The organism is Varibaculum vaginae, assembly GCF_900604285.1.
Taxonomy (GTDB): Bacteria; Actinomycetota; Actinomycetes; order Actinomycetales; family Actinomycetaceae; genus Varibaculum; species Varibaculum vaginae.
The window spans coordinates 1-25997 of the sequence record NZ_UWNY01000001.1; the positions used below are offsets into that span (position 1 = coordinate 1).

22 protein-coding genes are annotated in these 25997 nt (G+C 50.8%); 3 read left to right on the top strand and 19 right to left on the bottom strand.

All coding sequences use genetic code 11. The annotated features are described in order from the left end of the window. Positions 1 to 1887, top strand: a 1887-nt coding sequence (locus EFB02_RS00005) for an acyltransferase family protein (protein WP_160115329.1), incomplete at its 5' end; no start/stop codon positions are given. Positions 1888 to 1993: 106 nt separating this feature from the next. Here EFB02_RS00005 and EFB02_RS00010 read toward each other — a convergent pair. Further along, the gene (locus EFB02_RS00010) at positions 1994 to 2743 is read right to left on the bottom strand and encodes an HAD-IIB family hydrolase (RefSeq protein WP_122819254.1); all 750 of its coding nucleotides are present in this window, start codon (positions 2741 to 2743) and stop codon (positions 1994 to 1996) included. A 427-nt stretch (positions 2744 to 3170) separates the two neighbouring features. On the opposite strand from EFB02_RS00010, the gene EFB02_RS00015 reads away from it, so the two are divergent. Beyond that, positions 3171 to 3401 carry a hypothetical protein gene (locus tag EFB02_RS00015; protein WP_122819256.1) on the top strand — a complete coding sequence of 77 codons (231 nt, stop codon included), beginning with the start codon at positions 3171 to 3173 and terminating at the stop codon, positions 3399 to 3401. 532 nt (positions 3402 to 3933) lie between these two features. Here the strand turns inward: EFB02_RS00015 and EFB02_RS00020 are convergent. After that, entirely contained in the window at positions 3934 to 5061 is a 1128-nt protein-coding gene (locus tag EFB02_RS00020; RefSeq protein WP_122819258.1) for a zinc-binding dehydrogenase, read from the bottom strand. Between the two features lie 323 nt (positions 5062 to 5384). Between EFB02_RS00020 and EFB02_RS00025 the strand changes: the two genes are divergently transcribed. Beyond that, positions 5385 to 6140 (top strand): sulfite exporter TauE/SafE family protein, encoded by a 756-nt coding sequence (locus tag EFB02_RS00025; RefSeq protein WP_268811509.1) that lies wholly within the window; start codon positions 5385 to 5387, stop codon positions 6138 to 6140. Between the two features lie 317 nt (positions 6141 to 6457). Here the strand turns inward: EFB02_RS00025 and EFB02_RS00030 are convergent, their stop codons facing one another. From EFB02_RS00030 to EFB02_RS00110, 17 genes are all read right to left on the bottom strand, one after another. After that, positions 6458 to 8050 carry an MFS transporter gene (locus tag EFB02_RS00030; protein ID WP_122820578.1) on the bottom strand — a complete coding sequence of 531 codons (1593 nt, stop codon included), beginning with the start codon at positions 8048 to 8050 and terminating at the stop codon, positions 6458 to 6460. Positions 8051 to 8141: 91 nt separating this feature from the next. Further along, positions 8142 to 9341, bottom strand: coding sequence for a Gfo/Idh/MocA family protein (locus tag EFB02_RS00035; protein ID WP_122819260.1), 1200 nt, complete (start codon positions 9339 to 9341; stop codon positions 8142 to 8144). Positions 9342 to 9639: 298 nt separating this feature from the next. Further along, positions 9640 to 9924, bottom strand: a complete 285-nt coding sequence (gene rpsQ, locus EFB02_RS00040) for a 30S ribosomal protein S17 (RefSeq protein WP_122819262.1) — start codon at positions 9922 to 9924, stop codon at positions 9640 to 9642. Positions 9925 to 9929: 5 nt separating this feature from the next. Then, positions 9930 to 10160: a 50S ribosomal protein L29 gene (gene rpmC, locus EFB02_RS00045; protein ID WP_122819264.1), complete on the bottom strand. Its 231-nt coding sequence runs from the start codon at positions 10158 to 10160 to the stop codon at positions 9930 to 9932. After that, positions 10160 to 10579: a 50S ribosomal protein L16 gene (rplP, locus tag EFB02_RS00050; RefSeq protein ID WP_122819265.1), complete on the bottom strand. Its 420-nt coding sequence runs from the start codon at positions 10577 to 10579 to the stop codon at positions 10160 to 10162. The genes rpmC and rplP overlap by 1 nt, the downstream gene beginning before the upstream one ends. A 1-nt stretch (position 10580) precedes the next feature. Continuing rightward, on the bottom strand, positions 10581 to 11480 hold the full coding sequence (rpsC, locus tag EFB02_RS00055) for a 30S ribosomal protein S3 (protein WP_122819267.1): 900 nt from the start codon (positions 11478 to 11480) through the stop codon (positions 10581 to 10583). After that, the gene (gene rplV / locus EFB02_RS00060; protein ID WP_122819269.1) at positions 11480 to 11848 is read right to left on the bottom strand and encodes a 50S ribosomal protein L22; all 369 of its coding nucleotides are present in this window, start codon (positions 11846 to 11848) and stop codon (positions 11480 to 11482) included. The genes rpsC and rplV overlap by 1 nt, the downstream gene beginning before the upstream one ends. Before the next feature lie 27 nt (positions 11849 to 11875). Then, on the bottom strand, positions 11876 to 12157 hold the full coding sequence (rpsS, locus tag EFB02_RS00065; RefSeq protein ID WP_022864274.1) for a 30S ribosomal protein S19: 282 nt from the start codon (positions 12155 to 12157) through the stop codon (positions 11876 to 11878). Between the two features lie 14 nt (positions 12158 to 12171). Next, entirely contained in the window at positions 12172 to 13008 is an 837-nt protein-coding gene (gene rplB, locus EFB02_RS00070; protein ID WP_122819271.1) for a 50S ribosomal protein L2, read from the bottom strand. A gap of 14 nt (positions 13009 to 13022) precedes the next feature. Further along, positions 13023 to 13328, bottom strand: coding sequence for a 50S ribosomal protein L23 (rplW, locus tag EFB02_RS00075; protein WP_022864276.1), 306 nt, complete (start codon positions 13326 to 13328; stop codon positions 13023 to 13025). A 4-nt stretch (positions 13329 to 13332) separates the two neighbouring features. Beyond that, complete coding sequence (gene rplD, locus EFB02_RS00080) at positions 13333 to 13977, bottom strand: 50S ribosomal protein L4 (protein WP_122819273.1); 645 nt, start codon at positions 13975 to 13977, stop codon at positions 13333 to 13335. A gap of 2 nt (positions 13978 to 13979) precedes the next feature. Then, positions 13980 to 14648, bottom strand: coding sequence for a 50S ribosomal protein L3 (gene rplC, locus EFB02_RS00085; RefSeq protein ID WP_122819275.1), 669 nt, complete (start codon positions 14646 to 14648; stop codon positions 13980 to 13982). 11 nt (positions 14649 to 14659) lie between these two features. Further along, positions 14660 to 14968 carry a 30S ribosomal protein S10 gene (gene rpsJ, locus EFB02_RS00090; protein ID WP_022864279.1) on the bottom strand — a complete coding sequence of 103 codons (309 nt, stop codon included), beginning with the start codon at positions 14966 to 14968 and terminating at the stop codon, positions 14660 to 14662. Positions 14969 to 15473: 505 nt separating this feature from the next. After that, entirely contained in the window at positions 15474 to 16208 is a 735-nt protein-coding gene (locus EFB02_RS00095; protein WP_122819277.1) for a pilin N-terminal domain-containing protein, read from the bottom strand. Then, the gene (locus EFB02_RS00100) at positions 16205 to 17203 is read right to left on the bottom strand and encodes a class C sortase (RefSeq protein ID WP_234992669.1); all 999 of its coding nucleotides are present in this window, start codon (positions 17201 to 17203) and stop codon (positions 16205 to 16207) included. The genes EFB02_RS00095 and EFB02_RS00100 overlap by 4 nt, the downstream gene beginning before the upstream one ends. Positions 17204 to 17264: 61 nt before the next feature. After that, complete coding sequence (locus tag EFB02_RS00105; protein ID WP_122819279.1) at positions 17265 to 18752, bottom strand: SpaH/EbpB family LPXTG-anchored major pilin; 1488 nt, start codon at positions 18750 to 18752, stop codon at positions 17265 to 17267. A gap of 201 nt (positions 18753 to 18953) precedes the next feature. After that, entirely contained in the window at positions 18954 to 25943 is a 6990-nt protein-coding gene (locus EFB02_RS00110) for a DUF5979 domain-containing protein (RefSeq protein WP_122819281.1), read from the bottom strand. Positions 25944 to 25997 lie beyond the last annotated feature (54 nt).

Consider the following 25997-nt stretch of genomic DNA (forward strand, 5'->3'; position numbering starts at 1 on the left):
ATCCCCTCCCCTCCTGTTTCCGCTATCCCCCCTGCACCCCGCAATAACCAAACCCCTAAAAGCAGCTACCGGATTTTAGGGCTGGATGGCCTACGCGCGATAGGCTGCGGCGCGGTTTTGCTTTACCACTTGTTGCCAGAGGTGGCACCGGGAGGATTCCTGGGGGTAGACGTATTCTTCGTGCTATCTGGATTTCTAATCACCGCCTTACTGCTACGAGATTACGAAAAATTCGGCAAAGTGAGGATCGCCAGGTTTTGGCTGCGCCGAATCCGCCGCCTCTTACCGGCAGTTGCCGCTACCGCTTTTTCTTGTACTATTGCAGGACTTTTCGTATCCCGCGACCTTTTGGTAGGAATAAAACTCCAGCTCTTAGGGGTTTTAACCTTTACCTACAACTGGTTAAAGATTTTCAAGGGCGAAGACTATTTCAACCTTTCCAATCCTGATTTATTTACTAACATGTGGTCACTGGCGGTAGAACAACAGTTTTACCTATTTTGGCCATTGATAATACTGCTGTTAGTGCTACTTCCGCGCCCTCTAAAAGTCCTGACCGCACTATCCTTGGCGGCAGGATCCGCCATCCTCATGGGACTATTAGCACCCGATGATTTGAATCGCGCCTATATGGGATCAGACACTCATGCTTTTGGTTTAATGATCGGAGCGGCACTGGCGTTCACAGTTCGCACCCCCTTAGCTCGCGCAGTTACTCCTGCCAAGGGAGCGCAAGTACGGGGTCTAGCTGGCACTTTCGGCTTTATTACACTGTTGGTTTGCTTCTATTTCGTTCCCGATCAAGGTCAATACACTTACCCCTGGCTAACTTTGATAGTTTGCCTAGCTGCTACCTCGGTTATCCAAGCGGTTTTAGCACCGGTAATCATCAAAAAAACTATAATTTCTCCCCTGGTTTTAATACTAGACAGCAGGCCCTTTGTCTGGTTAGGAGAACGTTCTTATGGCATTTATCTATGGCATTGGCCGATTTTAGTTATTGCACGCACCATTGCTCCTCTACTCAACCCATTAATAAACGCCCTGGTAGTAACAATGGCTTCAACATTTTTAGCTGCCGTAACTTATCGCTGGATCGAGAACCCGATGCGCAAGTGCGGAATCTTGCCTACTTTAAAACGTTGGATGAGCCCAATTAGGAAGCGCCCCTTCATTACGGTTTGCCGGTGGATAGCGGTCTGCACTTTCACTGCGGCAGTTATTGTCAGTGTAGTTTTGGCTCCAGCAAAAACCTCCGCGCAAGAGGCAGTTGAACGAGGGCAAGCCGCTAAGTCCCCCGTTCGCGAAGTACAATCCAACCCTCCTAGTAATTCACCGAATTCCCCTAAAGCATCGCCCCGCGGTCTGCCAATTCAACCGGTGGGATCTAATATAACTTTTTTGGGAGACTCGGTAATGCTCGCCTCTCAGGGCGAGATTCAAAGTGTTTTCCCGGGCGCCGTGGTAGATGCAGAGGTTTCTCGCGCCTGGCCAAAGGCGGTATCCCTGATCAACCAATACAAGAAATCTGGTCAATTGGGGCATTGGGTAGTGATCAGCTTGGCCACCAACACCGACTTAAGTACCGAAGAAATTGATCCGGTACGACAAGCCCTAGGATCCGACCACCATTTAGTTCTGGTAACCGGTTTTGGCCCAGCCAGCGCCCCTTGGATCACTAGAACCAACGAGGCTTTGATAGCTTACGCTGCCGCCCACCCTAAAGACACCCTGGTCGTCAGGTGGGATCAAGTCGCTGCTACCATCCAAGACCATTTGGCCTCGGACAGCGTACATCCGGATCAAGAGGGGGCCAAACGCTGGGTAGATACGCTCGTGCAGACACTAAAGAAATACCCAGGAGTCACTCAGGTAGGGGCGCCCTAGTCCGTTAACAGGCCAGGAAGCAAGGTAGAACCGAGTTTATTCACCGTGAACTTAGAGCGGACTCCCCAACAATACATCCCTAGTTGCCGCGCCTAATACGCGGTTTTTATCCGGACAACACCTGCGTAATAATTTCTTGGGTTTGCTCCGGTCCGGAAGTCGCGCAGGTTTGCACCCCGGTGCGTACCGCCGGGTAGTCATTTCCATCCGGATCAAGACGATCCCCCACAAACAGTACCTGCCCAGGATCAAATCCGGTTTGTTCCAGAAATTCCCCTACCCCATAGGCTTTATCAATCCCCTTCATGGTGATATCAACCGAGGTGGAACCACCTGAAAGTACCGTAAGTTCCGGCAGTAGCCTCCCAGCACAGGTGGCTATTTCTGCCCGCTTTTTGCCGCTAGGATCCCAGGCTTCCTTTTCTTCTCTACCTGCTTGTTGCCCTAAGGCGGAATAGGTTAATTGGGAGCCGCGATCCTCAATGATTTCCCCTGCCGGATGGTCGCACCAATACCCCAAGGAACGAGCTACTTCCTCGATTACTTTTTTTGCTCGCTTGGCAAGCGCTTGATCCATTTCCAAAACATACTCCGCCCGCCACTCGTCATTTTTAAACCGGTAGTAGCGAGTGCCGCAGGTAGGCATAAGATGCAGATTTTCCGGTGAAAACACTAGTGTCTGCAGGGGAGCTAGCAGCTGCCGCGAAAACTGATTAAAAGATCCCCCGCTGATCACTCCGGTTGGAAGAGTGCGGGTAAGACGGGCGAACTCCTTAGCCAACCCAGCTTGCATCTCCTGCTTTGAGGGAGCCAAAGTACCATCCAGGTCAAACACCATCGCTTTAACCGCGCCCATATCTTTTCTTTCCCTTCACCCTAGTTGCCAGCCAAACAGCTATTGTAAAGCCTAAAACCAAGCATCTCCTCCCCTGGCTGATTTAACCCCCTATATCCTGCGCATTCTTGGAGGTAGACCCTTTTAGGATCAAAAATTCAAAGCAGCCGAAGCGTCTGCTATTCAGTGGTGAATTTTCAGTATTTTCCAGCTTCCGGTAACTATGTAATCGTTTTCACATAAGTTACTTTAATCTACAATAATAGGCTCCTAGCTGCAGATTTGCTCCCTCGCAATACTCACTCCACCCCAACATTCTCATTTTCTTTTGTCCTGACATTGACCCCAAAGCAGAAGCTTCATATAGTAATCATGTAAACGTTTCCACGAGGGAGAAAGTTCAACCGGAACTTTCCGAATCGGAAGAACAGAAAGAGAGAAAATAAAAATGGCTATTTTGGTTGCACCGTCAATCTCGATGACTTCTTCTCGGCTAGAAGAGCCGAGCCTGGTTGCTGCTGTTGCGTTTATCGCGCTAATGTTCGCTGGCGCCGGAATTACCCTAGTCGGCATAGTTGCAGCTTCTGCGATTACCACCATCCTGGGCGGATTAATGACCGCCGCTAGCACTCTTGGAGTTGCTTGGACTCAGCTATACTTCGAACTCAAGGGAGAATAGGTTACTAGCGGCAACAGTTTTAGTTGCCAACAAGAACCCAATGTGCGTCGCCGCCAGCGACGCCTAAAGTCTAACCGAGCTGAGGAAAAGTGATGTAGACCCGCAACCTTGGGTGGCAGTACTAATAAATCAGGCTGCTACTAAAGTCGGGTTACCACTCAAATATCATACGATTGGCTGCAGAAAGCTCCTGAGCTTGGCAGACTCTCTCAAGACTGTTAGTTAGTGGGGCGGATGGGTATCCATCCGCCCCACATTTTTGTTTACAGTTACACTGCTCTCCCAGCCGGCAATCAGCGGCATAACCACCCACCCAGCGAGAAGCCTTTATCACCTCTATTTTCCCACCCTCTCCGAATTAACACTCTAAAGAACAGGCGCGAGCAGAATTAGCCAGAGGATATGCCCCGGCAGATGCTTAACAACAGCCAGAGGATGCAAAAGGGCGGGCACGTCCTTCCTTAATAAGAACACGCCCGCCCTAATGCGGTAACTACCAGTTACCTAGGTATTTTAACGGTAAGCGCCTAGCTTATAGTGACATATCTACTACCGCACGGCCTTGCACCTCACCCTTGGCAAGTAGCTTGTAAGTGGCACCGGCTTCTTCCAGAGGAACCCGCTTGGTAACAATCTTCTGGTAATCAATCAAACCCTGATCGGCCATGCGGATTACTTCCGGCAGATCCTGACGGGTGCGTGCACCGTAGGAACCCAAAATGTGCTGGGAACGACGCACTAGTCGATTGATTTCCACTTGCGCGGTCTGCACCCCGGCTCCCAAACCGATCGGCACCATCCGTCCACCATCTTTGAGAACATCTAGTGCGGTAGTCCAAGTTTCTGGCCTACCTAACGCCTCAAAGGCCACATCCACGCCCCGCCCATTAGTAATCTTCAAAATTTCCGCGCGAGCATCCTGGGTAACCGAATTGATAACGTCGGTCGCCCCCAATTCCTTGGCGCTGGCCAGTTTGTCATCGGAAATATCGATGCCCACAATCTGGCTCGCCCCGAAGGCCTTGGCAATCTGAATAATGTTCGAGCCAACGCCCCCAGTGGCTACTACCGCTACCGATTCTCCAAAGTGCAGGTCTGCACCGCGACGTACCGCACCGAAGGCGGTCATTGCCGCACAGCCGATAATTGCCGAAGAAACCAAATCCATACTTTCGGGAACAACCGCTACCGAAGTGGAAGGCACCACCGCGTATTCTGCAAGCCCACCCATGGAGTACATGGCAATTTCGCTACCGTCTAAATCAGCCAAGCGAGTGCTTCCGTCATAGAGTTTACCCTGCAGACGGTTGAGGTCGAAGAAAGGTGCACAAAGGTCATCACGTCCAGAGGAGCAAGCCTCACATTGCCCACAGGGCATCAGGAATGCACCCGAAACATACTGTCCAACCTTCAGGCCAGTATGCTCATTACCCTCTCCTAGTTCAACGATTTGTCCGGCAACTTCATGCCCAAGGACACAAGGCTTGGGGAAATCGATGGCTCCCCCGATTACATGTAGGTCAGAATGGCAAAGTCCGCAGGCTGCAACTTTGATAAGCACTTCTCCCGCCTTGGGATGGGGGGTACGAATCTCGTTTACTTCCAGACCTTTGTCAATATCACGTAGAACTGCGGCTTTCATTGTCTCGGGAATCGTCATGTCCTGCTCCTTCGCTAGAGTTTAGTGTAAAAACTTTCTTGACCTTGCAGCTGCGGCTAACTCTGCCACCCCTGTCGGCTATTTCCAGTATTGACCAGATTCAATTCTTTGTCCATACATTTTTACAAAATAGTATATTTATCTGGTTACTTTCAAACTAGAGAAGATTAGCTCAGGACCAAGGACACAGATAATCAGCTATTTTTAAAAGGGCGTGTACTTACGCTTCACCGTTAGTCTCTTCCCAATAAATTGTAAGTACAATAACCTCGTAGCTAGACTTATAGGTTTCAACCCTATGTCCCCAAGAGAGAGGAAAAACGGTGTTGGTTCTTACCCCGGGCTTAATTGCAACCTTAGCGGCCTGCGCCCTGATGTGCGGACTGGCAAAAACAGCATTGCCAGGACTCGCATGCATTCCGGTGGCAATTCTGGCAGCAGTAATGCCCACCCGCCCCTCTACTGCCCTAATGCTATTACTACTATTAACCGGGGATTTGTTGGCAGTCTGGACCTATCGCAAGGACGCTGACTGGAGAGTCCTCCGTGGCCTATTTCCACCGGTGGCAGTGGGGGTAGTAATCGGTGCAATTTTCCTAGCAAAGGTTTCAAACCAGGTGATGAAAGTTTCCATCGGGATTATTATTTTGGCGTTAACCGCCCTCACCCTGGGGTTAATCTGGTATGCCCGCCGCCATGGTCGTGACCTGGGTACCTCCATGAGCTCCTCCCTAGCTGCGCGCCTATTTTACGGTTCCCTTTCTGGCTTCACTACAATGGCCGCAAATTCTGGAGGCCCAGTAGTCTCCCTTTATTTTCTGGCCTCCCGTTTTGAAGTCCGGCGCTTTTTAGGCACCCAAGCCTGGTTTTTCTTTATCGTTAATCTACTAAAACTCCCTTTTTCTGCTGGCATTGGCCTGATTGACCGGCAAATGCTGCTGATTGCCTTGGCCTTAGCTCCCCTGGTTCTCGGAGCAGCTCTCCTGGGGCGCTGGTGGGTCGGGCGCATCGACAATAAAATATTTGACCCGATTGTCACTGCCCTAACCATCGTTTCCGCAGTATTCCTACTGTTCTAGCCGCAAGTGTGGGACAGATCTGAACCGCGGGGAGAGATTTTATCCGAACAGGTAGTACGGGGGCATATGAATTTGGAAAACGTAGCGACGCTTTCCAAATTCTTCGGCGGGAGGGAAAACCTTTCCCTGCAAGTATTTATACTCAATATCCTGTACGCCCCTTCTTCCGACTTCACCACTACTTAGGAATGAGCTCGGGATTAATCCCACCATCGGTTTCGCCAGTATTATCAGTAAAAGCAAACGCGGGGGCGAGCTAAGCTCGCCCCCGCGTATTAGGTAACTGACCTACAGATTTTCATCTGTAGATTTGTCACTTACTTGCTGTAAATGTGCTCCATGTAGGCTTCAATCTCATCCAAGGAACGACCGGAAGTTTCCGGCATGATCTTGAACAGCACCACCGCAACAATCAGGTTCAGCACCCCGTACATCGCGTAGGTGGGTCCTCCGCCCAGAGCGGCAATCATCGGCGGGAAAGTCCAGGTGATAATGGCGTTCATAATCCACATGCAGAAGATCGCAGTACCATTCATAATTCCGCGCACATTCGCGGGGAACATTTCACCGAGCATCGTCCATACCACAGTACCATTCGAAGACTGTACCACTAGCATGAACGCAGACATCATCGCCAAAACCAAGTATCCTGCCCATACCGGCACAGTGCCTGCTGCATCATGGGGAGCAATCACGAAGTGGAAAATCATCGCGATTCCTAGCAACAAGATACCTACCAGAGTAACGTCCCAGATCAAGATGGTGCGCCGGCGGAACTTGGTAATCAGGATCAACCCGATTGCCGAACCAATCACGCTCATCACACCATTAGCAACCTGCGCGGTAATCGCGGCAGAAGTTCCCATGCCCGCTACGCCCAATACTTTAGGCGCGTAATACATAACCGTGTTTACCCCGGTAGTCTGGTTGACAATCGCCAGGAAAATACCCACAAACATCAGTTTGCGCAGCCACGGAGTGCTCATGACATCGCGGAAAGTACCCTTCTTGCCATGTTCTTGGCTCTGGCGAGCCGCAATCATCTCGTGCAGCTCTTCGGTAAGATCGCCATCTTTCTGGGAGTCACGTACCCGCTTAAGGGATCCAATAGCGGCGTATACTTCCTGCTGCAGCACGTGCCAGCGGGAAGATTCTGGCATCATATGCATCCCCAGCCACAGGGCAACTGCAGGCACTGAACACAGTACAATCATCCAACGCCAGGCCGCACCGTTACCAGCGGAAACCGTCATATTGGAGATGAAATCATGAGCTGCCTGCACATCGTTGCTACCAAGGTGCTTGAAAACAATCTCATTCAAGGCATCCCAAGAGTACTCTCCAGCCTTCACTACCCCTGCAGGATCCGATTTCACAGTAATCTGGGGGCCACCGTGAGCAGAGTTAATAATCGCGTTCATAGAGAAGGCCAAAAGCTGCCCGACCACAATCATCAGCTGGTCTACCGCCACGATAGTACCGCGGATACGCTTAGGTGCAGTTTCTGCCAGGAATACCGGCACGGTTGCCGAGGCTCCACCAACTGCCAACCCCAGGATTAGACGGAATGGATGCATAATCCAAATATTGGGAGCAAAAGTATTTCCGAGTGCACCAATCAGGAACAAAATAGCCAGCAAGATAATGTTATGGCGACGACCGTAACGGTCAGAGAGGCGTCCTCCAAATAGTGCACCAAAGGCGGCGCCTAGCGTGAGAATACCACCAATCGCGCCCTCTTGCGCAGGAGTAATCCCCATGCCGCCCGCACCGTGGGGCATATACATATAGGGCAAAGCCCCGGAGATAACGCCGGTGTCATATCCGAACAGCAGGGAGCCCAGAGTCGCGACGGCTGCCACCGCAAGCACTCCGCGATGCTTTCCCGAGGCCGGGGTGGACTGCACCATATCGTGCAGTTTTTCTTTACTCAACTCATTTAGAGGAGTTTTTTCATTATTATATTCCACTGATTTAACTTTCTTTTTGAAGGGGATTAAGTTACTTATCGTAGGTGGTGGAGCCGCTTACCTTAGCGACCTCATGCCAACGTCCGTCCGCAGCTGAGGCAACGGTAGCCTCATCAATTTCAGCGGCAGACCAACCATCGGCGACCGAGGGCGCTACCTGCTTGCCCGTTAAAACTCCTGACAGGAACTGGAAACATTCAACCGCTTTCATATCGTCAAAGCCCATCGAAGTCCCTGCTCCTGGCTGGAAGCGCGAGAAATGTGGATAGTGAGGATTGGCCATTGAACGAACGTAGCCGTGGATAACACCGTTGTCCTGCCCAATACAAGCTTCCAGATCGTTAAGGTACTCAAAGTTCCAACGTACGGAGCCTTCGGTACCATAAACTTCAACAACATACTCGGCACGCGGCCCCACGCTAACGCGGGAAGATTCCATGGTACCAACCACTCCGGAATCAAAACGCACCATCATAGCAACGTAGTCTTCGTTTCCGACCTCTTTCTTTTCGTCGCTAACCTCCCAACCCGTGTGGCCAACTCCGACCTTAGTAGGGATAGGACGCTCTTTAATGAAAACATCTGTGAGGGCCGAAACCGCGCTAATCCGATCACGCAAAATATATTGCACCAAATCAGCACCATGACTCATTAGATCACCGACGACTCCGGCACCGGCCTTTTCCCGATCATAACGCCAGGTGTAAGGACCGTCCGGACTAGAGGCATAATCAGCGATGAGCCAGCAGCGGACATTGGTAATCCGCCCCAACTTACCTTCGGCAATCATTTCCCGCGCCTGTTCAACCGCCGGGGTGTGACGATAGTTGAAACCAACCGCGGTATTTACCCCCGCCTGTGCTGCAGCTTCCGCGATTTCACGGGACTGTTCAGCACTAACCCCCATCGGTTTTTCAATCCAAAAAGGCTTACCGGCTTTTGCCGCCGCAACCGCAATCTCGCGGTGCAGGAAGTTTGGCGAGCAGATAGAAACTACATCTACCTCTGGATCTGCCAATACTTCCCGATAGTCAGCAACCGCTTTTTCAAATCCCAAAGCTTCAGTTGCCAGTTTTTGAGTTTCTGCGATTGGATCGCAAGCTACCACCAGGCGCACATCGGCACCCAGCTCTGGGAAACGTTCTGCCATCGCCTTATACGAGCGAGTATGCAGACGTCCCATCCAGCCCAGGGAAATAACCCCTACGCCGATTTTCTTTTTATCTGACATATAGACTCCTTACCCAGCCACCATTGGCTATCGTTTGAGTGGGAGTTATGAGCATCCATTGCTCAAAACACCACGCCCCTCAATCTAACCGAAACTTTTCGGTTTGTCCACTTCTTTGACTTATCATTTTGACATTTACAAATCGTGCGTGGATTTCGGGTACAAATATGCAAAAAGACGCGGGGTAGAAAACCAGGTAAAACCCGGTTTAAACTACCCCGCGCCTTGCGGCTAAAGCAATCAGCCTAGAGGATCTTATCGTCCTTAGCGTTAACGATTACCTTAAAAAGCGGTAAATCTACTTGGCTTTTTCGATAATTTCGCTAACCCGCCAACGCTTGGTCTTGGACAGGGGACGAGTCTCCATAATCCGTACCAAGTCGCCAATGCCGCATTCGTTGTTTTCGTCATGCACCTTGTAGCGTTTACGACGGTTAATAACCTTGCCGTATAACCGGTGCTTGACACGATCTTCTACCTGCACAACTACCGTCTTGTCCATTTTATCGGACACCACGTAACCCTGCAGTACCTTACGGTGATTACGCTCCACAGTAGCGGTTTTCTCTGTTTCTTCGCTCATGAATCCTACTCCTCAACCTGCGGAGCGGTACGAATACCGAGCTCCCGCTCTCTAGCGATGGTGTAAATGCGGGCAATATCGCGACGTAACTGCCCGATCTGTCCGCGATCTTCACCGGCGCCGGTGGCCAGTTGGAAACGCAGATTGAACAGCTCAGTTTTAGCTTCGTCTAGTTTCTTGGATAGCTGTTCTTCATCTAGCATATCCAGATCCGACATTTTCAAGCCTTTTGCCATTACTGATCACCGCCTTCACGACTGATGAACCGGGTCTTAATCGGCAGTTTGTGCTGCGCACGGCTCATCGCTTCCCGAGCTACATCTTCGGACACGCCCGCTAGTTCAAATAGAACACGACCGGGCTTTACCGGAGCCACCCACCATTCGGGAGAGCCTTTACCGGAACCCATACGGGTTTCAGCCGGCTTCTTGGTTAGCGGGCGGTCAGGGAAGATATTGATCCACACTTTACCGCCACGCTTAATGTAGCGTGTCATCGCGATACGAGCTGCCTCAATCTGCCGGTTAGTAATGTAGGCGTGATCGAGTGCCTGAATCCCGTATTCACCGAATGCCAATTCGGTACCGCGCTTAGCCATGCCCTTACGAGTGGGGCGATGCTGTTTGCGCCATTTTGTCCTACGAGGAATTAACACGTTACTCCTCCGTTCCGTTTTCTTGCGGCTTTTCAGCTTCGGCTACCTGCTTTTCAGCAGCAGCCTCCGCTACAGGTGCCTCTTTTTCTGAGGAAGCAGCCTCAGGTTTTTCCGCCGGTGCCTGGGCAGCGCCCTCTTGCCGGCCTTCACCGCGTCCAGAGCGACGCCCGCCGCGTCCACCATCACGACCTGTGCGTCCCCGACGAGCGCCACCGCGGCCTCCTCGGCCACCAGATTCTGCTTGCTTGCGAGCGAATTCGGTTTCGGTGAGATCTCCTTTATAGATCCACACTTTCACCCCGATACGCCCGAAGGTGGTGTGAGCTTCATAGAAGCCGTAGTCGATCAGTGCGCGCAGCGTATGCAGCGGTACCCGACCTTCACGGTAGAACTCCGAACGTGACATTTCTGCCCCGCCCAGACGACCCGAGCACTGCACCCGGATACCAAGGGCTCCCCCGCGCAGCGCTGACTGCATACCTTTACGCATTGCGCGCCTAAAGGATACACGGGCAGCCAGTTGTTCAGCGATGCCTTGCGCCACTAACTGCGCATCAATCTCGGGGTTTTTAACCTCGAGGATGTTGAGCTGAACCTGCTTACCAGTGAGTTTTTCCAAATCACCGCGCAGGCGATCCGCCTCTGCTCCCCGCCGACCGATTACAATACCGGGGCGGGCAGTATGCAGATCGACCCGTACCCGATCACGGGTACGCTCAATATCAATCTGCGAGATACCGGCGCGTTCCAGGTTCTTTTCCATAATCCTGCGAATACGCACGTCTTCATCAACAAAATCGCTGTAACGCTGTCCCGGCTTAGTGGAGTCCGAGAACCAGCGGGAACGGTGTTCGGTGGTAATACCTAGCCGAAAACCGGTAGGGCTAACCTTTTGTCCCATTACTCGTTCTCCTCTTCCTGTTTGCCGTCAGAAACTTCGATAGTGATGTGGCTGGTCCGTTTGAGGATGCGGCCAGCGCGCCCTTGAGCACGCGGACGGAACCGCTTCATCGTGGGGCCTTCATCTACGTACGCCCGCGAAATCTTTAATTCCGCAAACGTATCTTTGCCACCGGGCCGATCAGCTTTTGCCGCGGCGTTGTACATTGCGCTGCGAAGCACCTTGCGAACATCGGTTGCGACCGCTTGAGGAGCGAAACGCAGGATGTCGTAGGCCTCGAGGGCGTTCTTGCCGCGAATCAAGTTCACGACGCGACGCGACTTCTGCGGCGTAGAGCGCACGAACCGCGCTTTCGCCATGCCTTCCATCTTTGCCTTCTTTCTCTTCGGGCACGCCTAGCGACGGCGTGCCTTTCGGTCGTCCTTATCATGTCCACGGAAAGTACGAGTAGGAGCAAATTCGCCCAACTTGTGACCAACCATGTTTTCGGTGACGTACACGGGAACGTGTTTGCGTCCGTCGTGTACCGCGATAGTGTGCCCAATAAAATCGGGGGTAATCATAGAGCGGCGTGACCAGGTCTTGATAACCGACTTTTTATTGGCGTCATTCAGAGCGTCGACTTTTTTCATCAGATGGTCATCGACGAAAGGACCCTTTTTTAGGCTACGTGCCATGATTTCTCTCCTACCTAACGCTTCTTGCCGGTCCGGCGACGACGCACAATCAGGCGATCGCTGGCCTTATTCGGACGACGGGTACGACCCTCGGGCTTGCCCCAGGGGCTAACCGGGTGACGACCACCGGAGGTACGGCCTTCACCACCGCCATGCGGGTGATCAACCGGGTTCATAACCACACCACGTACCTTGGGACGATGTCCCTTCCAGCGCATCCGGCCGGCTTTACCCCAAGTGATATTGCCGTGATCAGAGTTGCCAACTTCGCCGATAGTGGCGCGGCAGGCTGCCTCTACGTTTCGGATTTCCCCAGAAGGCATCCGCAGTTGGGCGTATTTTCCTTCTTTCGCCACTAACTGTACGGAAACTCCGGCGCTGCGAGCAATCTTGGCTCCCCCGCCAGGACGCATCTCTACTGCGTGGATCACAGTACCCAAAGGAATGTTGGTCAGCGGCAGGCAGTTACCAGGCTTAATATCTGCAGCCGGCCCCTGCTCGATGGGATCGCCCTGATGTAGCTTATTGGGGGCGATGATGTAGCGCTTGTCGCCATCTGCGTAATGCAGCAGGGCAATATTGGCGCTGCGGTTCGGATCATATTCGATGTGGGCGACCTTTGCGGGCACCCCATCTTTGTCGTGACGACGGAAATCAATCACGCGGTAACGGCGCTTGTGCCCCCCGCCACGCCGGCGGGAAGTGATACGGCCGTCGTTATTGCGTCCACCGGTTTTGTGGATAGGACGCAGCAGAGACTTCTCCGGATGGTCACGGGTGATTTCCGCGAAATCGGAAACCGACGCGAAGCGACGCCCGGGAGTAGTCGGCTTGTATTTACGAATACCCATTACTTGTTCACCCCTTACGCAGACGCTTCGTTGAAGATATCGATTGTGCCTTCGGCGAGGGTAATAATGGCGCGTTTGCCATCTTTCCGCTTACCATATCCGGTGCGAGTACGTACCCGCTTACCTTTACGCGCAATCGTGTTTACGTTCTTGACTTTCACATCGAAGATTTTTTCGATGGCAATCCGAATCTCGGTTTTATTGGCTTTGGGGTCAACTTCAAAAGTGTATTTCCCTTGATCCATTAGGCCATAGGCTTTTTCCGAGACGATCGGGCGGTAAATAATATCCCGCGGGTTCTTAGTAACCTCGAGTGCCATTGCTTTACGCCTCCTGTCCGGTCTTATCGGCGATGAACTGGCAAATCGCGGCCTCGGTGAAGATAACGTCCTCGTTGTTGAGCACGTCGTAGGTGTTGAGTTGGTCAACCATCAGCAGGTGAACCTGCGGTAGGTTGCGCACTGACAATACCTGTGCTTCCTCCGGGCGGGTCAGAACTACGAGGACGTAGCGCTGAGAAACCAGGGATTCGATATGTTCGCGACCAGCCTTGGTCGAGGGTGTTTCCCCGGCAACCAACTGGGACACGAGATGCAAACGATCCTTACGTACCCGATCAGACAGGGCGCAAGCCAGGGCTGCAGCCTTCATCTTCTTGGGGGTGCGCTGGGAGTAATCGCGAGGTTGCGGACCATGTACGACGCCGCCACCACGCCACTGGGGCGCGCGGATCGAGCCTTGACGAGCCCGACCGGTGCCTTTCTGACGCCACGGCTTCTTGCCGCCACCACGCACCTGGCCACGCGTCTTAGTAGAGTGCGTACCCTGACGGGCCGCTGCGAGCTGCGCGTTAACCACTTGGTGCATCAAAGCAATATTGGGATCCCGATCGAAGATGCTGGCGGGCAGGTCAACGCTGCCTACTTTCTTGCCAGCGGGATCAGTTACGTTTAGCGAAAGATTAGTCATAGTTACGCACCTTTCACTGCACTACGAATCAGAACAATGCCGCCCTTGGGACCGGGAATAGCACCGGTAACCAGGACAATGCCTTTTTCGGCATCGATTGCCTGAATTTTAAGATTCTGGATGGTTCTGCGTTCCCCACCCATGCGTCCGGCCATGCGTAGGCCTTTAAATACGCGTCCGGGGGTGGCGCATGCGCCGATGGAACCGGGTTTGCGGTGGTTACGGTGAGCGCCGTGGGAGGCGGAAACGCCGGCAAAGCCGTGGCGCTTCATAACCCCGGCGAAGCCTTTACCTTTGGTCTTTCCGGTAACATCCACTTTCTGGCCGACTTCAAAAATGTCGGCAGCCAGTTCCTGGCCAAGATTAAATTTGTCATCTCCGTTGGTGCGCACCTCTACCAGGTGGCGACGGGGGCTGACTCCTGCTTTATTGAAATGGCCGGCAAGGGGCTTGGTGACTTTGCGCTGGTCGATCTGCCCGAAACCGATTTGAATGGCGGTGTAGCCATCGGTTTCTTGGTCACGAACCTGCGTCACCACGTTCTTGTCGACCTGCACGACGGTGATGGGAATGACTTTTCCGTCCTCATCCCAAACCTGCGTCATGCCTAGCTTGCGGCCGAGAAGTGCCCGGGTGGGTACTGCGGCAGCCGGCTGGGTCTGCGTGGTCATAATTATTTTCCTTAGAGTTTGATCTCGATGTTTACGTCAGCAGGCAAATCAAGACGCATTAGCGAATCGACTGCCTTAGGCGTCGGGTCGACAATATCGATGAGCCGTTTGTGCGTACGCATTTCAAATTGCTCGCGACTGTCCTTGTACTTGTGTGGCGACCGAATCACGGTGAACGTGTTCTTTTCGGTCGGCAAAGGTACTGGGCCTACCACTGTGGCGCCCGCGCGCTGGACCGTTTCCACGATCTTTTTCGCGGACGAGTCAATGACCTGGTGGTCATATGACTTCAGCCGGATGCGGATTTTCTGTCCCGCCATTCCGTCTACCTCTTCTTCTTCCGTAGATGTTTCCCCGGTGTTTATCCCGGGCCTGCCAGGGGATTTCCTCCCTTGCTTGCGCTAAGCCCGCGAGGGCGAACTTAGCCGGTTGCAAGCGCAAGGATCCCTAAAGAGTTTAGGGAGGTGATCTGCGTGGTCCCTGGTGAACTGTTTTACCAGGCACGAATCGATTCCTGCGTTCTTGCTGCCGGGCGCTAGGAGAGCGGGTACGCAGAGCGCACCTTTCAACTAGAGCCAGTAAACTACTTTAACGCGCCAGCTAGAACCCTTTCAAGCTGCACTCATGTGAATGACCCCACGTCCCCGCATCCGGGCGTGTCGCGACACTCATTTTCTGCCGCGCAAGGGTTGTTTTTCGTAACCTTCTGCGCGGAAACTAGGTTTTTCCTCCCGCGCGCACGGTTCGCGGTAGGTTCGACGCATAGTAATCCCCCGCGCGGGCTTCGAACCGCGCGGGGGATGGAGTTATTAGGCTACGGCGGAATTAATTAGCGGCGGCGGGGGTTTCTTCGTCTTGGCGACGGCGCCGCGCGGCTGCCACCAGGATGCCGGTGCTAAAGAGCGCGGCCGCTGCGATCAGGAACGGCACCACGTAGACACCGGTCTTGGGCATGTGCGGCTTGGCTGGCGGCGGTGTCGATGGCGCCGGAGTTTCTTCCGCCATCATTTTAGGGGCAACCGAAATATTGAAAGTCCATACGTGCAGGTCAGGATTACCGGAGGGCATAGTAATCAGGAATGGCTTGATGCGACCATATTTATGGGTGGTGTCTGTCGGTTTCTGATCACTCACCAGGTAGAGTCCCACCGGCAGGTTAGTGAAGGTGGCGTTACCCGCGTCATCGGTGGTCATAGTTTTGGCGGGTTCTAAGCCTTTGGATTCGGCCTGCTTTACGGTCATCTTTTGCAGTTGTGTCCAGTCGGCGGTAGGTAAATCTACTCCCTTGACTCGGTTAATCTGAATCACCTGTCCCCCGGCTGGACCGTTGGGTAGGGCTCCCGGTTTGGGGTCATCATAGGGGTTGGCAGCGGTCTTACTTATATGTAGCTGTCCCAGGCGCGCAGGATTGAAACTTGTCGGGTCGAGACCGGTGATATCACCCACTACGACTGGTTTATCTGATTGCGGTGAGGCCATCGCTGAGGTTGGTACCAGGGCGAGCATTAGTGCGGCCAGCATCCCCAAGCCTGCTTTCAGCTGGCGTTGCGTGCTGTTCACTGTGTCCTCCTTGCTTTTCGTGGCGGGTAATGTGTGGTCATCTCGGCGTCAGTGACGGGGATTCCGCCACTGGCAATCGGGGGTGAATCCCCGGATGATTTTTTATTGTTTTCGTCCTCGTCGCGGCGGCGCTGTTTCCACAGCCACCAGCCGAGCAGCAGAGCGGCTAGGCAGGCCACAAAAATTATGGCTCCCATCCACCATGGCCATTCCAGTTTCCCAGGTCCAGCGAAGGGATCTTTTTTGTCCATCGGTACTCGCTCTCCGGTCACTAGCAGCCGGTGGCTGTTGATTCCGTAGGGCGTGCAGGTGAGGACGGTTAAGAGGTCTTTGCCTTCTTGCCGCTGTAGACTTTTCACCTGGTCGGGGCGGACTACTCGAATCCAGCGCACCTGGTACTTGAGCTTTTGCCCCGCTACCTGCACATAGATAGCGTCACCTTTTTTTACCTTGTTGAGGTTGTCGAGCAAAGTGGCTGTTGAAAGCCCGCTATGCCCGGTGAGTACCGCATGCGTTCCTTTGCCCCCGACTGGGAGTGAGGATCCGTACAGATGCCCAATTCCGCGTTCTAGGGTGTCTGGCTGGGAACCGTGGTAGATAGGTAAATCTACTTTGATTCCCGGGATTAGCAGACGCCCCATTTCCGGGACGATATTTAGTTGTTTTAGATAGAGCTGATAGGGGTTGTTGTCTTTGGCTACCCGCGCCAGCCAGGGATCCAGAATGGGAGCCCCCGGCGTGTGCTGGTTGTATGCCTGAGCTGCTTTGAAGGATTCAGACAGTTGTTGCCTATCAAGGTATTTTGCTTTTTTTGAGTATTCGTAGGCGATCTGGAGTTGGCGGGCATTGTTCCATTGGGTTGCTACCACGGGGTATAACAACACCGCGATACCCGCCAACGCCAGGATTACGGGAATCAGAGTGGAGCCGCGGCTGCGTTGGGCTTTGCCTTTACGCTGCGTACTTGCTCCGCTGCTTTTCTCTTTCTTCCCCAATTTTCGCCTTGCTATTAAGTGCTCGGGGGAGCAGGGCTGCTCCCCCGACACTTTATTTTAGTTATGCGTTCACCCGATTGCGACGAGCATAGTAATATGCTCCGCCCAAGAGTCCGGCTGCCACGATCAGGAAGAGGGCGATACCCGCTCCACCGGTTAGCGGCAGTTTCGAAAGTAGGCTGTCGGTGCTCAGATTGTTTTGGTATTCAACCTCAACTACCGGGCTGTTTGCGTCAGTATCAATAGCGGTCTTAACCATCTCGGCAGTGAACTGGACTTGCTGAATCGCACCTTTTTCATATCCGTCGGGGGCTTTAGTCTGCTCGATGCACAGGTCCTTACCCGCTGCCACCTTGCCAGCGATTTTGCCTGCTTTAACCCCAGTGTACAAAGGTTCACCCATGGTTACAGGAGCTTCCTTGGTGCTGTTTGCCGCGCAGGAGTAAATACTAAATTCAGCGTTCTTGTCGTTGATGTCCTTGTCGTTATCTTTATTCATGATTTTAACATTGGCCATCTTCGTGGTGGGGTGATCGCCTCCCCCGGTAGTGTTACCACCGTTTTCACCTTTTTCAGAATCCCACTTATAGCTTGCTTTGTTTTCGATTACCCAGTCAGCCGCAGGTCCATTCCACACAGTATCATTAGCGGGAGCAACTTTACCTGTTAGGGTTACGCGGACAACTTTACCTTGATTATTCTGCAGTTTCCCCAAACCTGCGGTAGTAAATTTGATACCGTAGGTGTCCCCATCAAGAAGTTCATAATCGGCTTCTTTTAACGGTGTCAGATTCTGGCCATCAACGATTTCAACTTTCTGAATCTTAGAGTTAGTTTTATCCACCTTCAGGGCTTTCGAGGGCGTATCAGTAATCTGATAAAGATTAAACTTATTGCCTTCTTTTTGCATTGTGGGAATCGGCGAATCAATCTGGAAGGTCATTTCCGACCCCGGGATGATCGCTTGGGTATCAGGGGTGATGTCTTTCTTTTTGATAACTCCAGCTTTCCCGTTCTTGGGATAAACGGTCACGGTATCCATCCAAGTTCCCTTATCTTTATCGGTCATTGGAACCAGGATAAGTGCCGGAAGTGCTGACTGATATCCGTCAGGAGAAACTGTCTGGGTCAGTTTGTAAAGACCTGGCTTTACCGTAAAAGAAGTCTTGCCTTCGGTAAGTTCTTGTTCTAGCGCAGTAAAATTAGGATCTGCTTTAAAGGTATCCACAGTAGCCTTAGTAGCAGCATTGTACCCAGCGGTGGTATTCACCGCGTAATTACCTTTTTCTAGCTTAAACTTACCGGAAGGAAGTTTACTTGCATCATCCCAATGAGTGTCTTTGCCGTCGGTTTTGGACTTATCACCCTTTCCGTCATCATTGGTTTGCGGCCAAACGTTGATTGTATAATCTTTGGTCATATCAAAACCGGTAGTAGGCTCGGCGTTAGCGCTGGGAGCACCGACTGAAACCAAACCTAAGGCAGCCATGCCCAAGGCGGCGGCTAGTGCCATCCCCCTCCGAGCAAATTTTTTGGTGTTGGAAAACATTTTTACCTCATTTATGTTTTTCTATTTATTTACGTTGGAAAATTTTCTGAACTAATTTGTTTAAGGATGTTTACGCGTTACCCCCTGTGAATCTGGGGTCGCTACCGGAGCGAAATAATCTTTCACGAGCTAAAGACTGTCTCCAGGCAGCAAGCATCCACCCCGCGGGTACGCATGGCAGGCATGCACAATGAACTACTTTCATTCGTGCCTCCGATGCCACATCACGGCTGCCGAAGCAGCCACCAAGGAAATCCCCACCAGCCACAACCAGGGCAGATATCCACCGGTGAAGGGGAGACTTCCAAAGTTTACATCTGCTAATTCAATCTGCCAGGCCTTGACCTGATCGGTTGGCGCATAAGCAGCAACTAGACCTGAACTGCCAGTTTCCTTACTGAGGGTAACCTTGGTGTCTTGCTCCGCTTTCTGATCGGCGGGATCTAGGGCGATGTCGAACTTCCAGGCGAAGGGGAACCTTTCACCCGCATTAGTACCGGCATTGGTGTTACCCATCAGGTAGGTACCCGGAGGCAGTTCGGTCTGCGATTCATACACGCCTGACTGACCCTCAACTGGGTTCAGCTTGATCTCCGCCCCAGCACTTCCGTCTACCTTTCTCTCATGTAGGGAGAAGGTAGCGCCCGGTACCACCTGTCCGTCAGGCTTAGGAGCCGTTGCCTTATAGATACGCACCTTGGTGCCGTTGCTGTAAACCGTATACAGCACCACGCCCTGTTTAACAGTTTGGGATTCAGTTTCACCTGTCTGATTTGGATCCTTGGGTACTGGCCCCAAAGTTATCGTGAACTGCTTATCTTTGATTAGCGACTTGTCTGTAGCCTTTTCTAGCTTTTCTTTAGTAGGGAACTGGTTCCCAAACCAAGGCAACCAGTTAGCAGCAACTTTCAAATAAGGTTGATTTGAAGTGGTTTTAGTTCCAGTAACGGTACATTTCGTGTCTACTGGCACCTGTGGTAACTCGACAAACTCCTCACTTTCAATTTGCGTATTAGGCTCGCCAGGGGTGGCAGTATGAGTTTCCGGAGATGTTCCGTCAGCGGTGGAGCCAGGAGTTGGCTTATTAGGGTCGGCTTGCGATTCCGACTCTGTTTTTTCGCTGACTGGTTTCGTAATTGTTTCGTTAAGAATCCCCTTTACTTCCTTATAACCGTTATTGGGAGTTGGCAAATAGTCGGGGTATTTGCAGGAATAGCGGTAGGTAACCTGCGGGAATTTACCGGTCTTATCCGCCAGAGCTTCCTCACTTCGCGTCCCCTCTACTGCCGTACCAATCCGATAATTCTCTAACGGCACTAGGTAGAAGTCTTCGAAAGTAATGGTAGTCTCTTTCGTACCTTGCGGATCCAGGTAGTTTATAGCGACTTTCAGTTGGTCCGGGGTTGGAACTGTCCCTAGTTTTTCTTCTTGGTCATTTGCTCCCTCAGTTTTAACCAACGCACTTGGATTCAGATATAGATTAGGTTTGTATTTATCAATCGGGTCTTTACCGGGTTTATTTTCATGCCAGACCACACAACTGGATGTGGCAGGAACAAAGTTTCCACCTTTGGTATCCGAAAGTAAGGAATACTTCTTAGTGCTTAAAGCACCGTCGCTGTCGGTAGGAGCACCCAGATCCAACGAACCCTGATATATTTTTACTTTGCCCTGCGAATCTTTCAAATATTTATCGGTGCACTTGTATTTAACGGTGTAGGAAACTTCTTTCTTGTCTACTAATGCCTGCCCCACTGACATATAGGAACCGGCATTATTTTTTCGTACCTTCTGCTGCACCATAAGCTTCGCTGCCGGGCGCTCAAATTTATTTTCAATAGTAAAGATAGATTGCTTTTGCGTTGCCCTAGCGTCATTAACCAAATCTGGGTGCACAATAAATGCCAGCATTTGTTTATCGCCAGGCTGCAAATTCAGATTCTTGTCATCTTTAGCTTGCGACGCTTTTTCCCCTTGCGCATTAGGCTTACCATATTCAAATAACTGGGTCACTCCATCTTTATCAGCAGTTTGAGTGGGTTGTGTCGCATCTTTGGTAATGGTAGTAGTTACTTTTGCGTCAAACTCGGGAAACTCCAGTTCCTTAAGTACACAGCGGTAGGCGACAGGAATTTTATCGCTGGTGATAGCACTTTCCCATGTTCCCGGAGTATCCGAACTTTCCTTAAAGGTGACTTCGTTCTTTTTGATTGCGGCTGCACTGGACGGCAAACCCTCCTCTTCGCCTCCTACTAGCGGCGGCGGCACACAATACAAACGTGCTTTAAAGATCTGACCTTTAGCGAGCTCCGCCCCTATTCCAGTGTTCTTTAAGTTAATTTTTATTTCAGTTTTCTGGAAGGTGTAGTTGTTCCAGGGAACCATAGTGCCGGCAAAGTTCTCCGGGAACACACTCGGAACAACCGGATTCTTCGGGTTCCCTGCAGTATCTTTGGGATTATCGCTGGCCTTAAAATACGGATTAGCCTTGGCAGGAACGTCACGTGGCAATAACACCTGTGTTTTAACCACTTTTCCTTCATCTGCGGGCCTACATTTTCCGGAGCTAGCTTCGCAAGCAGAAGCTGGTTCGCGGGAACGATACCCACCAGTGATTTCCCAATAGTGATCCCAAATAGTATTCGGCTCTTGGGCCACTTTAGGGCTTTCGGTAAGGGTACATACTGAACCAGCCGGCAAAGCATCAACTACATGCCATTCACCCTGTTCAAAACGCCCCATAGCGGTTCTAGATTCTGATTCTAGTGTGGCTAACCGAGACCGAAGATCATCCCCGAAGCTTTTTTGAGCATCAGTTTTTAAACCAATTTCACGCGGAGCAGGAATAGCAATATCTGCTCCGTTAAGTTTACAGCTCCATTTAATTTCGAACTGTTTATCACCGGAAATAATGGTAACGCCTTCACCGCCTACTTTCTTCTTTAGGTTAAAAGAGGACAACTGCATCCGATAGTCACGTTTTAAAGTAATATATTGCGCTGAATCTGAAACCCAGCTATGAATATAGCTGGTTCCCTCAGCAGGTTCATCTAAACCGCCACTATTTTCGCGGGTTGCCTGCCTATCCTGTTGGCCATTCCAGTGTACGGATTTTAAGTCAGTGCCTGGTATTTTAACCGCGTCTTCTAATACTTTAACTTTACAGGCCCATCCGGCCGGAATATTAACTGACGTAAATGAGCCGTCATTTGAGATTTCACTTAAGTAAGTGACCGTAGATTGGGTTTGTCCAGACCCCAAGGTACATTCAACATTTACCGGTAGTTTAGCTGTTTTTGCACTGTTAGAGGAGATCCCTAAAGCCGCATTCCGCCACGAGCTTGGAACCGGAATCTTATCAGCATCCGCCACCGCCTGCGCGTTCTTAGAAGTCCATATGCTTGCTTGGGTGCTGAAGTGGGCAGTGGTGTTCTTCATCTTTAACCACACGTACAAGTGATCAATCTTAGATTGACCTTCATCTGGAGTTGTAAGTTTGGCAACTTTAGCGAACTCTTCGGGAGAAAGAGCTTGCGCTTCATCATCGACGAAAGCATATTTCAGATCAATTTTATTAATTAAATTCTCTGGAAGTCTTGGAGCAATAAATTTTACTTCCTTACTCGAAGGAATACCGTATTCCGAAGTAATTTCGGTTTTCCCACCATCTCGCAGATTAATGTTGTGATTTATTGTTTTACCGGAATATAAATCAGGGAATTGTGCCTGTGCCGTTTCTGGGGTTAAGGCTCGCAAAGCCTGGTATTCTGGCTGAGTTTTAATTACCGTATGTAAATACCATTTACCGGCTTCAGGTAACGAATAGGTAGTATTTACGTGAGCTTCTCCCGAGCTGTTCCACGCCAAGGTATATTCCTGTGGCGCAGAGTCAAAGTTGACCTTGAGGTTAGAAATTCCTTGTGGAGATGACTGTAACGTACACACTGACCCCTGGGGCACGTTATGAACGGTAGCGTTCCCCTCTCCTTTAATGGTTACATAGCGTACCGGCTGAGGAGCATCCCCAGGAACCGTACATGCTACCGAAATTACATTATCCTTTTCCTTCAAAACATTCTGCAGATCAGTTCCAGGGACAGGATTAGCCCAATTAATCTTGTGCGTAATCTGCAAATCACGTTGTTTATAGGTAGCAGTGTTTGTAATAGTTACCGGTTTAGGTTCAGTAACGTCTGTAATGGGAGAGATGCTTATAGGATCGGGGACTTTTACGTTAGCGTTAGTTAGCTGACTACGTCCCTCGATTTCCGTTAACTTACAGTCAGTACCAGCAGGGATACCATCAATGATGGTAGGAGCCGTGCTTCTTACCCAAAACTTACCGTCCCGATTATTAATGTTAGAATCGTGCCCGGGAATGGGAATCACGGTGTCACCGTCTTTACATTCAACAGCAAAGGGGAAGCTGGCTCCGACACCTTGCCTATAGGCTTCGCCTGCTAATTCCTTGGTTACTTGTAATTTTCCAGTTAAACGTTTGAGATCTTGGTACAGCCGAATGGTTTGTTCCCCTCCGGAGTGCACCCAGAAATAGTTATTTCGACATTTCTTTACATTAGTCGGTTTTTTCAGGGCATCAGAGGCACAAACTGTAGATTCATAAGTGTCGCTGGTAATAACCCCCGGCAGATTCACCGGTGCCCCAATATTAGGATTCGGGCCGTGAATATTTTTATTGGGAGGAACCGTTGAGAACAGACAGTGAGTACCTACTGGCCAGGTGGGTTTACCAGCTTTATCTAGTCCTAGCGTAAAGCTAGTTCTGCCATCAGTGGGAACCCCAACCCAGTCTACGCCTACGAAACCGGGATAAGCTCCTTGGTTCTTTTCCGGTAGTTCTGGTGGTTTAGTGGGATCAGGCATAAACCGGCAGTTGTAATATACCGGAATTTTCTTGGGAAGCGTCCCCTTCTTTATGCGCGCGGCTAGTCCTGGGTCATTCTGAGAATTTGTGAAGTTTACATAGACCTTAATTGATGCGCGTACCGAGGAATACACGGTGTGCGAGATTAGTTTCGAAATCTTTTCGGTGGATGTGTTGGAATCGTAAAGCTTTAGGTTACCAACGATCTTGTTTGATACCGATTGCTTGCCCTCGTTATCTTTCTTTTTTTCCGTATCCTTAGTGTTGATTTCGAAATTTTTACCCTCTAAAGACGTATTAGAGGTAAATAAACCATTCGCTTTAGCAAGGTCATATCCAACAGGCAAATTAAGGGTTTCTTTGATAATACATTGGGTGCCGACCGGCATAGGTTTACCATCATTAATGTTGATGGGATCCAATGTTGCAATCACATTCAGGCCGTGTACTTTACGCTCCGCGGTACCACTGGTAACTACAGCTTCTGGATTTTCTGCTTTAGGATCTTTACATTCCCATTTAAATTCATAACTGACTGCGTTGTTCTTTCCAGGATATCCGCCTACTTCGTAACGGATTTGTTCATTGGCTACTTCAGCTCTTTTTACGAACTGCATTTTCTGTAAAGGACGTGAATAAGTCGAACACTTTATGGACACGTACTGATCGATTTGCCCGGCAGTAATCTTGAAACCAGCACGTCCCTGCCCATCTTTTTCAAGGTTTTCGGGCGCGAATTCCTCAAATTTTTTGGTGCCTTTGTTAAATCCAGCACAACGCCCATTATGTTTTTGGAACTGCGTCAGCAAAGAGTCATCAGTTCTACTGGCCTGCCGGATCTCAATTCCCTTAGTCATTTCCGCCTTGGTAAGGTTCAAAACCATACGGCCATCTACACCGGTGTAGTAGTTTTGCCGCCTATCAGGGTGATCTAACGGAGTGAAGTACAATTTTTGTTTTTCGACAGGTTTAACGAATCTAAAATCCCCGTCGACCATGTCGGAAGTAATAGATAGATGTCTATCTTCGAGAACCCAATCTCCGAGACGTCTCTCGACAGTACCGTTTCTTAAATCGTCCCAATCAGGATCCTTAAAGTAACGACCGTTGACCCCAAAGTAGCCACTCGGGACGCCACCATTATCTGAAGGGAAACGCACATACTGATACGTGTCCGTACTGGTGGTATTTTCCGAACTTTCCTTTTGGAAATAAGGATCCGACGGATCTGAGGGATCTAGGGGATTGCCGCGGTCGGGAAACTCTCCGGTCAAGGCACGTAGATAATAGTGCCGGCTTGACGACTTATGACCAGTTACTTTAAAGCGATCCACCCAATCGCCCATCCCGAAGGTTCGAATGTCGGCACCCATGCCACGAATCATACGAGCCACATCCAAAGCTCCAGCACGCCCCGGATTCATCTCCAAAGGAACACCAGCCCAGTTGCAATCGTGCAACCAGTCTGAATCGATGTTGTCAGGATCATCAACAAATCGACCTTCGGGGTCGTGGTAGACATTCCACTTAGTCCGTTGGCTGATAGGTCCGAGCTGTCGACACCCCTTCCATTGAGTCTGGGTAGATTTACTTAAATGCCAGTGCGGGTCAGCCATGGAAAAAATGATAATTTTAGAATAGAGAGGCCGAGGTTTGTAATTCGGATCCCCCTGATGCAACGCTTTTTCCTGTTGCTGATAGAGATACATATCACGGTAAAGCTTGCCCAAACCCCACTCGGTATTACCCCCGAAAGCGGTACTTAAGTTACCACCTTTACCATTCGTGGCGTCCAAAGACCAGATCTTGTCCATAACCCGCTGATATCCAGCTTCATCAGCAAGGGATGTAGCGCGCAAATCAGGAGTATTATTCCCGTAAACCCCTTCATCCATTTTACGAGCATAGTGATAAATACCGACAGATAAAGGAGAGCCCTTTAATGGTGCAATCACGTTGGCTACTGCTTGATTTTGATCCCAGTTCCTACACATACCCGAGGGCATAACCCTTTTTCTTTCCTCAGGTATATTCTTGCCGTAATTTACCGGGCAGCTAGTATTCCAATTTGTTCCTGGAATAGAGCCGCCCATAGTTTGATAGCCGTACCAAGAACCAAACTCGAAGACTAAAGCCACTGAACCAGCACTCTTAATATCTTGATCTTTAAAATCCCGAGGCGGATCGGCAGGAAATTTATCATCGGCGCTACCTATGACAGGATGTTTGACATCAGTGTCGGCTCCCTCAGCTTTGGGTAATGCAAAAACCACTACCGGTATAAGGGCAACAATCAACCCGAGCATAGTTAAAACTGCAGTGAGTTTTCTTGATCTGCTATGTATTACCATGTCACACCC